The following is a 10,699-nucleotide window of genomic DNA, read 5'->3' as shown; positions in this document are numbered from 1 at the left end:
CGACTGCGCCAAGGGCGTGGAGGAGCGCACGATCAAGCTGAGGGAGGTGTGCCGCCTGCGCGACACGCCGATCATGACCTTCATCAACAAGCTCGACCGCGAGGGCCGCTCGCCGATCGAGCTGCTGGACGAGGTGGAGTCGGTACTCGGCATCGCCTGCACGCCGGTGACCTGGCCGATCGGCATGGGCAAGCGGCTCAAGGGCGTCTACCACCTGTTGCTGGACGAGGTGCACGTGTTCGAGCCGGGCAAGAACTTCACCCGGCAAGACTCGACCATCTTCAAGGGCCTGGACGCACCCGGCCTGGAAGCGGCGATCGGCGCCGAGGCGCTGGCCGAGCTGCGCGACGAGCTGGAGCTGGTGCAGGGCGCCTCCAATCCGTTCGACCTGGACGATTACCTGGCGGGCAAGCTCACGCCGGTGTTCTTCGGCTCGGCGGTGAACAACTTCGGCGTGCAGCTGCTGCTGGACTTCTTCGTCGAGCACGCGCCTTCGCCGCGCCCTCGCGCCACGCACGGCCGCGAGGTGCAGCCGGACGAGGACAAGCTGACCGGCTTCGTGTTCAAGATCCAGGCCAACATGGACCCGGCGCACCGTGACCGCGTGGCGTTCATGCGCGTGTGCTCGGGCACCTACCAGGCCGGCATGAAGATGATCCAGGCGCGCACCGGCAAGGAAGTGCGCATCGCCAACGCGCTCACCTTCATGGCGAGCGACCGCGAGATCGTCGAGAGCGCCTACCCCGGCGACGTGATCGGCCTGCACAACCACGGCACCATCTCCATCGGCGACACCTTCACCGAGGGCGAACCGGTGCACTTCACCGGCATCCCCAACTTCGCGCCGGAGCTGTTCCGCCGCGCGCGGCTGCGCGATCCGCTGAAGATGAAGGCGCTGCAGAAGGGCCTGGCGCAGCTATCCGAGGAGGGCGCCACGCAGTTCTTCCGCCCCCTGATGAGCAACGATCTGATCCTGGGCGCGGTGGGCGTGCTGCAGTTCGACGTGGTGGCCTATCGCCTCAAGGACGAATACGGCGTGGACGCCTCCTTCGACACCGTCGGCGTGGCCACCGCGCGCTGGGTGCACTGCGACGATGCGAAGAAGCTGGAGGAGTTCCGCGAGAAGAACGCGATGAACCTCGGCATCGACGCCGCCGGCGAGCTGGTGTACCTCGCGCCCTCGCGGGTCAACCTGCAGCTGGCGCAGGAGCGCTGGCCGCAGGTGCGATTCTCCGCCACGCGCGAGCACGCTGCCTCTGTCGAGGTATAAGCGGCAGCACCCGGCCTGGGCTGCGCATGACCTCTTCCACTGGGGCCACCCTGGGAGCCGCTGCTAGCGTGCCGCCACCAATCAAGGGGGAATCGCATGCACGCTGGTAGCCTCGCCTTCACCGCGCCCGCGGCCGCGCCGCGCTGGCAACGCTGGCTGGTGTTTTCGCCGCTGGCGCGGATCGTGTATTTCGTGGTGCTGTTCGTGGCCTTGAGCATGCTGTACGGGCTGGCCACGCACGCCATGGGTCCCGCAACCACGCCGCTCGGCAAGGGCCTGCGGGAGCTGGTCTTCCGCGCGGCGGGACCGCTGCTGGCCTACCTGCTGCTGGTGAAGCTGATCGAACGTCGGCCGGTGCGCGAACTGTCGCTGCGCCGGCTGGTGCCGCAGGGTGCACTCGGGCTGCTCGCGGGGGTGCTGTTGTTCAGCGCGGTGGTGGGCGTGCTGTGGCTGCTGGGCAGCTACCACGTGGTGGGCACGAACCCGGGCGCGCACTGGCTCGCCGCCCTGATGACGGTGGGCCTGGGCGCCGGCATCGGCGAGGAAATCATGTTCCGCGGCGTGCTCTACCGCGTGGTCGAGGAAGGCCTGGGCAGCTGGATCGCGCTGGCGGTCTCGGCGCTGTTCTTCGGCGCGGTGCATTTGAACAACCCGGGCGCAACGCTGTGGGCCGGGCTGGCGATCGCGATCGAGGCGGGCATCCTGTTCGGCCTGATCTACCACCTGACCCGTTCGCTGTGGGTCTGCATGGGCCTGCACGCGGCATGGAACTTCGTGCAGGGCACGGTCTACGGCATTCCGGTTTCGGGCACCCGCGCCGACGGCTGGCTGGTTTCCACGCGCAGCGGACCGGATTGGCTGAGCGGCGGCGTATTCGGCGCCGAGGCTTCGGTGGTGGCGCTGGCGCTGTGCTCGCTGGTGTCGCTGGTGCTGCTGGCGGTGGCGTTGCGTCGCGGCAGCCTGGTGCCGCCCGCGTGGCGCCGTTGACTGCCGCGCGCCGGACCACAAGCCCGTGCTGATGGCGGGCTGCCGCCAGCTCGGCGCCAGTCTGGCCGAACCCGTCCGCTGATGCGAACCGACAACGCATCTGTCGGGAAAAGCCGCCGGTAAAAACCACTTTTCCACAAGCCGTGCCCCCTTCGGGGAGAGGGCGCGCGGACCCGGCGCGCGGAAGATGACCCAGTCCGGTTTGCTCAGGCGATGCGCTTCTGCCGCTCGGCCTCGCGCTCGCGGTCCGCGCGCGTCACCTTGGCGCCCAGTTCCGAGGCGTCGAAGTCGTCCACCGCGATGAACTCGGCCACGCCATCGCGCACGCGCTTGAGCAGCGCCGCTTCCGCCTCGCTGATGACGCCCTGGCGCGCCGCTTCGGCGAGCTGGCCCTCGTACTCGTGCGCATGCAACTGGCCCGCCTTGAGCGCCTTGCCGAACTTGCGCTCGACCGGCTCGGCGGCGATCACGTCGGGCAGCAGCGCGTTCATGCGGCCGATGGTGTTGTGCGACGTGGGCGTGAGGTACACCCAGTCGACCAGCCGATCGCGCGCCTCGCCCGGCGCGGTGAGGATGGCGGCCACGCGCCGGCCCAGGCGATCGGATGGCGGCACCTCGCGGCGGCCGAACGGAAACACCAGCACGCGCAGCAGGAAGCCGACGGGTTTGAGCGGGAAGTTGCGGATCGCGCCGTCCAGCGCCATCTGCGTGCGCCACATGCATTCGTGGAAAGCCCACGCCAGCAGCGGACGGTCGACTTCCGGACGGCCGGTGTCCTCGTAGCGCTTGAGCATGCTGCTGGCGATGTAGAGATACGACAGCACGTCGCCCAGTCGCGCCGAGAGCTTTTCCTTGAACTTCAGCTTGCCGCCCAGCACCCCCATGAACACGTCGGCAGTGAGCGCCAGCGCGGCCGAATAGCGGTCGAGCTTGCGGTAGAAGCGGCGCGTGTAGGTATCGCCCGCGCCCTGGCCGATCGAGGCGCCGGTGAGGCCCAGCACCAGGCTGCGCACGGCATTGGAAATGCCGAAGCCGATGTGGCCGAACAGCAGTCCATCGAAGGTGCGCAGCTTCTCGCCGTAGTCGGCGATCGAGAGCGCCTGCATCTCCTTGAGCACGTACGGATGGCAGCGGATCGCGCCCTGGCCGAAGATCATCAGGCTGCGCGTCATGATGTTCGCGCCCTCCACGGTGATCGCGATCGGCACGCTCTCCCAGCCGCGCGCGGCGTAGTTCTTCGGGCCCAGCTGTACCGCCTTGCCGCCGTGCACGTCCATGGTGTCGCCGGCGACCTGCCGCGCCCATTCGGTGGCGTGGTACTTGGCGATCGCCGAAGTCACCGCGGGCTTCTCGCCGCGATCGACGGCGGCGGCGGTGGCACGCGAGAGCGCCGCGGTGGCGTAGGTCAGGCCGCCGATGCGCGCCAGCGCCTCCTCCACGCCCTCGAAGCGGGCGATCGCCAGGCCGAACTGCTTGCGCATGCGCGCATAGGCACCGGTGGCCGCAGCCGAAGCGCGCATCGCGCCGGTGGCATTGGAGGGCAGCGAGATCGCGCGGCCGACCGAGAGCACCTCGACCAGCATGCGCCAGCCATGGCCGGCCATCTGCGGGCCGCCGATGATGGTCGACAGCGGCGCGAACACGTCCTTGCCGTGGATCGGGCCGTTCTGGAACGGGATGTTGAGCGGGAAGTGGCGGCGGCCGATCTGCAGGCCCGGGGTCGAACGCGGCAGCAGCGCAAGGGTGATGCCGAGGTCCTCGGTGTCGCCCAGCAGGTGGTCGGGGTCGTACAGCCGGAAGGCCAGGCCAACCACCGTGGCGATCGGCGCCAGCGTGATGTAGCGCTTGTCGAAGGTGAGCTTCACGCCCAGCGTCTCGACGCCATCGACCAACTGCCTGCAGACGATGCCGTAATCGGGGATCGAGGTGGCATCGGAGCCCGCGTACGGGCCGGTCAGCGCGAAACAGGGAATCTCCTCGCCCACCGCCAGGCGTGGCAGGTAGTGGTTCTTCTGCTCTTCGGTGCCGTAGTGCAGCAGCAGCTCGGCCGGCCCCAGCGAGTTGGGCACCGCGACGGTGGAGGACACCGTCGCCGATGCGGTCGACAGCTTCTGCAGCACCGCCGAGTGCGCCAGCGCCGAGAACTGCAGGCCGCCGTATTGCTTGGGGATGATCATGCCGAAGAACTTGTTCTTCTTGATGAACTCCCAGACCTCCGGCGGCAGGTCGCCCAGCTCGTGGGTGATCTGCCAGTCGTCGATCATGCCGCAGAGCTCTTCCACCGGACCGTCGAGGAAGGCTTGCTCCTCGGTGCTGAGCTCGGGCTTGGGCTGGCTGAGCAGCTGCTGCCAATCCGGTTTGCCCGAGAACAGCTCACCCTCGAAGCCGACCGTGCCGGCCTCCAGCGCGGTCTGCTCGGTGGCCGAAAGCGTAGGCGTGGCGCGCGCGAACAGCTTCAGCAGCGGCGCGCTGACCTGGCGCCGGCGGAAGTCCGGCAGCAGCAGCGGCACGGCGATCAGCAGTTCGATGGCGAGCAGCACGATCATGGTCGCCCGAGCGCCGGCCAGCAGGCCGACCACCAGCGTGGCGGCCACCGTGGCGATCGCCCAGGTGCGCAGGCTGGTGCGGTGGTAGGCGCAGGCGCCGGTCGCCACGAACGCGGCCAGCAGGGTCAGGAACACGGACATGTCAGGACACCTCTTGCGGAATGGCCGGCCGGCGCCTGGCGCCGCCGGGGAGAACATCTTCGACGAAGGCGGCGATCTGGTGCGTAAACGCGTCGTTCGCGTCGCCGGCGAGCATGTGGGTGGCGCCGGGCACATCGACGTGGCGCGCATGCGGCACCAGCCTCAGGAATTCGTTGACGGTCTCGCGCGAGACGACGTCGCTGCGTTCGCCCGACAGCAACAGTACCGGCACGTCCACGTGAGAAGCCGCTTCGAGCAGGCGCGGCTGGTAGCGCTCGGCCTCGCGCACCACGCCATCCAGCAAGGCCGGATCCCAATGCCAGCGCAGGCGGCCATCGGCGCTCTCGCGCAGCAATGGCTTGAGCTGGTCCTCGCGCTTGCGCTCGCGTCGCTGCGGCAGGTAGGCGGCAACCCGCTCGGCAGCCTCGGCGTAATCGGCGAAGCCTTCGGGATGGGCCTGCATGAAGGCCAGGATGCGCTCCACGCCGGCCGCTTCCCAGCGCGGCGTGATGTCGACCAGGGCCAGTGCGCGGAACGGCGCCGGCCGTGTCTCGCCCGCCAGCACCAGCCCGAGCAGGCCGCCCATCGAGGCGCCGACCAGGATCGGCGGCTCCGGTTGGGCCAGCGCCAGCGCGTGCAGATCGCCGGCGAACTGCTCGATGTGGTATTCGCCGCCCGCCATGCGATCGCTCTGGCCATGGCCGCGGCAGTCGAAGCTCACGCAGCGGCAGCCCAAGGACGCCAGTGCAGCGGCAGCACCGTTCCAGGCGCCGCGGGTCTGGCCGAACCCGTGCGCGAACAGCAGCGTGGGCGAGCCGGCGCCCCACACGTCGACAGCCAGCGCAAGGCCGTCGTGGCTCGTGAAGGCAGCGGTGCGGGCGGTTACCATACGCTTGAGTATGGATCGCCGATCGGAGGGCCGTCAACCGCGAGCCGCGCCTGTCTCTTCCCGGTTGCGGCAGCGCCGCACCCTCGCCGGCCGCTCCCCGCACGGCCCTGCCCGCGCCTGTCGCCCGCCCTCCCACAAGCGCTACCATGCGCCAATGAATGCCAGCAGCAAGCCCGAACGCACGCGCCTGTCCGCCGAGAACTGGGAAGACGCCGCCCTCGACGTGATCGCCGAACAGGGCGTGGGCGCGCTGGCGGTGGAAGCGCTGGCGCGCCGGCTGGGCGTGACCAAGGGCAGCTTCTACTGGCATTTCCGCACCCGCGAGGCGCTGTTGCAGGCTGCGCTGGAGCGCTGGGAGCAGTACGGCGAGCGCGAGGTGATCGCGCAGATCGAGGCCATTCCCGATCCGCGCGAACGCCTGCCCGAACTGTTCCGCCGCGTTGCCCACGAGTTGCAGCCGCACCGCGTCTACGCCGCCCTGCTCAAGGCGCTGGACCACCCGCTGGTGGTGCCGGTGATGGCGCGGGTCTCGCAACGGCGCACCGAGTTCCTCGCCACCGCCTTCCGCGAGGCCGGCCTGCCGCCTGCCGAGGCGCTCAACCGCGCGCGGCTGACCTATGCCGCTTACGTCGGCTTCCTGCAGCTCAATTTCACGCTGGGCCTGCCGCGCATCAGCCACGAGGACTTCGACGCCTACGTGGAACACATGATCGCGACATTGATTCCTGCCTGATAAGGCCTTTCGGGGGGCGCAGCCGCGCATGCCTGCGTGCGCCTTTTGCTGCACTCAACCTTGCAATACCAGTGCACGCAAACTAGCGTTCCGGAACCTTTTTTCCCTAAGACCTTGAAGAGGACATCATGGCCAGCAAGCTGGAAGCGCTTGGGCGCTGGGTGAATGAAGTGGCGGCGCGCACGCGGCCGGCGCAGATCCATTGGTGCGACGGCTCGGACACCGAGTACCAGCAACTGGTCAAGGAGATGCTCGCCGACGGCACCCTGATCGAGCTCAACCAGCAAACCCATCCGGGCTGCTACCTGCACCGCTCCAACCCGTCCGACGTGGCGCGCGTGGAACACCTGACCTTCGTCTGCCACAAGGACCGCGAGGACGCCGGCCCGAACAACCACTGGATGGATCCGGCCGAGGCGCACGCCAAGATCGACGCGCTGTTCGACGGCTGCATGGAAGGCCGCACCATGTACGTGATCCCGTACTGCATGGGCCCGATCGATTCGCCGCTCTCGCGTTGTGGCGTGGAGATCACGGACAGCCCGTACGTGGTGGCCAACATGCGCATCATGACGCGCATGGGCAAGGCCGCGCAGGAGCGCATCGAGCGCGAGGGTTCGTTTGTCAAGGGCCTGCACTCGACGGGCGAGCTCGACCCCGAGCGCCGCTTCATCATGCACTTCCCCGAAGAGCGCACGATCAAGTCCTACGGCTCCGGCTACGGCGGCAACGCGCTGCTGGGCAAGAAGTGCCACGCGCTGCGCATCGCCTCCAACCAGGCCCGCGACGAGGGCTGGCTGGCCGAGCACATGCTGATCGTGGGCATCGAGAACCCGAAGGGACAGACGCACTACGTCGCGGCCGCCTTCCCTTCCGCCTGCGGCAAGACCAACCTCGCCATGCTGATCCCGCCGGAGGGCTACCGCAAGGACGGCTGGAAGGTGTGGACCGTGGGCGACGACATCTGCTGGATGCGCCCGGGTCCGGATGGCCGCCTGTACGCGATCAACCCGGAGGCCGGCTTCTTCGGCGTGGCGCCGGGCACCAGCACGGCGACCAACTCCAATGCGCTGAAGTCCATCTCGCGCGACACCATCTTCACCAACGTCGCGGTCACCGCCGACAACCAGCCCTGGTGGGAAGGCCTGCCCGGAACGCCGGTCACCGACTGGCAAGGGCGTCCCTACGATCCGGCCAACGGCCCGGCGGCGCACCCCAACTCGCGCTTCACCGTGAGCGCGAAGCAGTGCCCGACCTGGTCGGAGAAGGCCGAGGACGCGCAGGGCGTGCCGATCAGCGCGATCGTCTTCGGCGGCCGCCGCCCCTCGCTACTGCCGCTGGTGATGGAAGCGCGCGACTGGGCGCACGGCGTGCTGATGGGCGCGGCGATGGGTTCGGAAACCACCGCCGCCGCCACCGGCGCGGTCGGCGTGCTGCGCCGCGACTCGATGGCGATGAAGCCCTTCTGCGGCTACCACTACGGCGACTATTTCGCGCACTGGCTGTCGTTCGACCAGCCGGGCACGAAGCTGCCGAAGATCTTCCACGTCAACTGGTTCCGCAAGGGCAAGGACGGCAAGTTCCTGTGGCCGGGCTTCGGCGACAACCTGCGCGTGCTGGAATGGATGATCAACCGCGTGGACGGCAAGGCACACGGGGTGGAAACCCCGATCGGCATCGTGCCGGCCGAGGGCGAGCTCAAGCTCGATGGCCTCGACCTTCCGCGCGAGGCCACGAGCGAACTGCTGGGCATCGACACCGCCGGCTGGCAGGCCGAACTCAATGCCATCGGCGAGTACCTGGACAGCTTCGGCGCGCGCATGCCCAGGCGTCTGCGCCAGGAGCAGCAACGCGTCGCCGGCGCGCTGGCCGCCGCGGATCAGAGCCCCCGCGCCGCCACGGCCTGAGCGCGCCCGAGCCCCTCCCCTTCCCGGAGAGGGGCTCGGGTCCGGTGCCACCAAGCGATTCGCTACGCCCGAACCCTTGCCCGCCTGCCGGCGCCTTCTCCCTGAGGGAGAGGGACCCGAGCGTGATGCGGATGTTTCGACTTTCGCCTGCGGGCTACGACTCGACGCCTGAGTCGAAAGACCCGCGCATCCATTAAACGCTTCGCCTCCGGCCTGCATCCAAACTGGCAAGATGGACACCGCCTGCCTCGCCACCGGAAACCCGATGCCGCCACCGCCCGTTGCGTGGTCCGCAGACGCCGATGACGTGCACGCCGCGGCCCGCGGCGACCGCCAGGCGTTCCAGCGGCTGTATCGCCAGCACGTCGATCGCGTCTACGGCGCGGTGTACCGCTTGGCCGGCTACGACCACGCCCGCGCCGAGGATCTCACCCAGGACGCCTTCGTGCGCGCCTGGCAGAAGCTCGGCGAATTCCGCCACGAAAGCGCCTTCGGCACCTGGCTGTACCGGCTGGCGGTGAACGTGGCACTGATGGACATCCGCGCACGCAGCGCCCAGCCGGTCGGCTTCGTCAGCGACGAGGACCTGCCCGATCCGGGCGAGGTGCCTTTCTGCGCCGCCGAGCGCGAGGAGCTGGAACGCACCATCGCCAGGCTGCCGCCACGGGCGCGCGCGGTGCTCGTTTTGCACGACGTGGAAGGCTGGCGCCACGAGGAGATCGCCAGCGAACTGGACATGGCCGTCGGTACGTCCAAGGCGCAGTTGCACCGCGCACGCGCGCTGCTGCGCCGGATGCTGGAACCCGGAGAACGCTCATGAACGAATTCGAATGGCGTCGCCAGCTGCGCGAACTGCGCGCGCCGGTCGCACCGCACCACGATCTTTGGTCGCGCATCGACGCCGCCCTGGAGCCGGTCGCCGCCACGGTCCGCGCCAGCGCGCGCCCGGGCTGGCTGCTGGCTGCCAGTTTCGCCGGCCTGAGCCTGCTCGCGGTGGGGCTTTCGCTGCGCCAGGACCGGTTGGCCACCCATCCGCAGGCCGCCATCGCGGCCGCTGCGCCGATGCCATGGAAGCCGGGCGATCCGCGCCTGGCCGGCGCCGCGATCGTGCTCGACGCGGCCAACCTGGAGTTGAGGCAGGCGATCGAGCAGGCCCCGCATTCGCCCGCGCTGCAACGGCTCTTGTCGCGCACCCGGCAACAACAATCGCGGCTGCGCCAGCTCGATCGGCAGGCCGGCTAAAGATCGTCAGGAGTCACCATGAAAAACGCACGCTACCTTCCTCTGCTGCTCGTCCTGTGCATCGGCCAGGCGCTGGCCGACACGCCGATCAACCTGCGCCACGCCGCCTCGCCGGATGCGCGCGTCAGCGTGAGCAACGTCAAAGGCCAGGTCACCATCACCGCGTGGGACCGCAACGAAGTCCAGGTCAACGGGACGCTCGGCAACGGCGCCGCACCGCTTGCCATCGAAGGCGACAACGGCGACCTGCAGATCAAGGTGCAGCCGCAGGGCGGTTCGCACGGCTGGTTCAACTGGAACGGCGACAATGCGATGGGCCCAACCACCCTCGACCTGCACGTGCCCAAGGGCGCCCGGCTGGACGTCAGCGTGGTCAGCGCACCGCTGGGCATCGACGGAATGGACGGCGGCGAGATCTCGATCAATTCGGTCAGCGGCCGGGTGCGTGTCGACGCGCGCACGCCGGTGCTCACGGTCGACAGCGTGAGCGGCACGGTGCAGCAGTCGGGCCATGCCGAACGCGCGGACCTGCAGACGGTCAGCGGCGACATCCTCGCGCCCGCACTGGGCATCAGCGCCGACCTGCAAACCGTTTCCGGGCGCATCCAGGCTGCCGGCGGACCGTGGCACAAGTTCAACCTGAGCACGGTTTCCGGCGACGTGCAGGTCAACGGCGGCGTGGCCGATCACGGCAGCATCGACATCGACAGCATGAGCGGCAACGTGCAGATGCAGGTGCCGCCGGACCTGTCCGCGGCGATCCACGCCAGCAGCTTCAGCGGCGACCTGCGCAGCGATTTCGGCAAGGTCAGCGAGCACGAACACGGTCCCGGCAGCGAACTCAACGCCGATGTCGCCGGCAGCCGCGGCCGCATCCACGTGGAAACCTTCAGCGGCGACCTGCGCATCCGCAAGAAAGGCGATTGACCAGAGCCGGAGGTCCCGTGCCTCGGGTCCGCGCGAACGAAAAGGCCGTCGCACGCG

Annotated in this window: 9 protein-coding genes; 7 read left to right on the top strand and 2 right to left on the bottom strand. The window is 69.1% G+C overall.

Annotated features, from left to right (window positions below; translation table 11 throughout):
• The coding region (locus tag HOQ08_RS09930) for a peptide chain release factor 3 (RefSeq protein ID WP_291193909.1) at window positions 1-1,270 on the top strand (1,270 nt) is incomplete at its 5' end.
• A gap of 96 nt (window positions 1,271-1,366) precedes the next feature.
• Complete coding sequence (locus tag HOQ08_RS09925; protein ID WP_291193906.1) at window positions 1,367-2,257, top strand: CPBP family intramembrane glutamic endopeptidase; 891 nt, start codon at window positions 1,367-1,369, stop codon at window positions 2,255-2,257.
• Between the two features lie 206 nt (window positions 2,258-2,463).
• Here the strand turns inward: HOQ08_RS09925 and HOQ08_RS09920 are convergent, their stop codons facing one another.
• Window positions 2,464-4,944, bottom strand: coding sequence for an acyl-CoA dehydrogenase (locus tag HOQ08_RS09920; protein ID WP_291193903.1), 2,481 nt, complete (start codon window positions 4,942-4,944; stop codon window positions 2,464-2,466).
• A gap of 1 nt (window position 4,945) precedes the next feature.
• On the bottom strand, window positions 4,946-5,833 hold the full coding sequence (locus tag HOQ08_RS09915) for an alpha/beta hydrolase (RefSeq protein ID WP_291193900.1): 888 nt from the start codon (window positions 5,831-5,833) through the stop codon (window positions 4,946-4,948).
• A 154-nt stretch (window positions 5,834-5,987) separates the two neighbouring features.
• Between HOQ08_RS09915 and HOQ08_RS09910 the strand changes: the two genes are divergently transcribed.
• The 5 genes from HOQ08_RS09910 to HOQ08_RS09890 all read left to right on the top strand — a co-directional run bounded on the left by HOQ08_RS09910 (window position 5,988) and on the right by HOQ08_RS09890 (window position 10,642).
• Entirely contained in the window at window positions 5,988-6,566 is a 579-nt protein-coding gene (locus HOQ08_RS09910; RefSeq protein WP_291193897.1) for a TetR/AcrR family transcriptional regulator, read from the top strand.
• A 128-nt stretch (window positions 6,567-6,694) separates the two neighbouring features.
• The gene (locus tag HOQ08_RS09905) at window positions 6,695-8,473 is read left to right on the top strand and encodes a phosphoenolpyruvate carboxykinase (GTP) (RefSeq protein ID WP_291193894.1); all 1,779 of its coding nucleotides are present in this window, start codon (window positions 6,695-6,697) and stop codon (window positions 8,471-8,473) included.
• 265 nt (window positions 8,474-8,738) lie between these two features.
• Window positions 8,739-9,293 carry a sigma-70 family RNA polymerase sigma factor gene (locus tag HOQ08_RS09900; protein ID WP_291193891.1) on the top strand — a complete coding sequence of 185 codons (555 nt, stop codon included), beginning with the start codon at window positions 8,739-8,741 and terminating at the stop codon, window positions 9,291-9,293.
• On the top strand, window positions 9,290-9,715 hold the full coding sequence (locus tag HOQ08_RS09895) for a hypothetical protein (RefSeq protein ID WP_291193888.1): 426 nt from the start codon (window positions 9,290-9,292) through the stop codon (window positions 9,713-9,715). Before HOQ08_RS09900 ends, HOQ08_RS09895 begins: the two co-directional genes overlap by 4 nt.
• An 18-nt stretch (window positions 9,716-9,733) precedes the next feature.
• A complete protein-coding gene (locus tag HOQ08_RS09890) occupies window positions 9,734-10,642 on the top strand; it encodes a DUF4097 family beta strand repeat-containing protein (RefSeq protein WP_291193885.1) in 909 nt (302 codons plus the stop codon).
• Window positions 10,643-10,699: the final 57 nt, after the last annotated feature.

The organism is Frateuria sp., from assembly GCF_013362045.1.
Classification (GTDB): domain Bacteria; phylum Pseudomonadota; class Gammaproteobacteria; order Xanthomonadales; family Rhodanobacteraceae; genus Frateuria_A.
The sequence above is the reverse complement of the archived record's forward strand: the minus strand, read 5'-3'. Positions and strand labels throughout refer to the sequence as shown.

What these genes read in the sequence shown, in the direction of transcription:
- HOQ08_RS09925 (WP_291193906.1), top strand. Translation starts at nt 1,367, where the DNA reads ATGCACGCTGGTAGCCTCGCCTTCACCGCGCCCGCGGCCGCGCCGCGC.
- HOQ08_RS09920 (WP_291193903.1), bottom strand. Translation starts at nt 4,944, where the DNA reads ATGTCCGTGTTCCTGACCCTGCTGGCCGCGTTCGTGGCGACCGGCGCC.
- HOQ08_RS09915 (WP_291193900.1), bottom strand. Translation starts at nt 5,833, where the DNA reads ATGGTAACCGCCCGCACCGCTGCCTTCACGAGCCACGACGGCCTTGCG.
- HOQ08_RS09910 (WP_291193897.1), top strand. Translation starts at nt 5,988, where the DNA reads ATGAATGCCAGCAGCAAGCCCGAACGCACGCGCCTGTCCGCCGAGAAC.
- HOQ08_RS09905 (WP_291193894.1), top strand. Translation starts at nt 6,695, where the DNA reads ATGGCCAGCAAGCTGGAAGCGCTTGGGCGCTGGGTGAATGAAGTGGCG.
- HOQ08_RS09900 (WP_291193891.1), top strand. Translation starts at nt 8,739, where the DNA reads ATGCCGCCACCGCCCGTTGCGTGGTCCGCAGACGCCGATGACGTGCAC.
- HOQ08_RS09895 (WP_291193888.1), top strand. Translation starts at nt 9,290, where the DNA reads ATGAACGAATTCGAATGGCGTCGCCAGCTGCGCGAACTGCGCGCGCCG.
- HOQ08_RS09890 (WP_291193885.1), top strand. Translation starts at nt 9,734, where the DNA reads ATGAAAAACGCACGCTACCTTCCTCTGCTGCTCGTCCTGTGCATCGGC.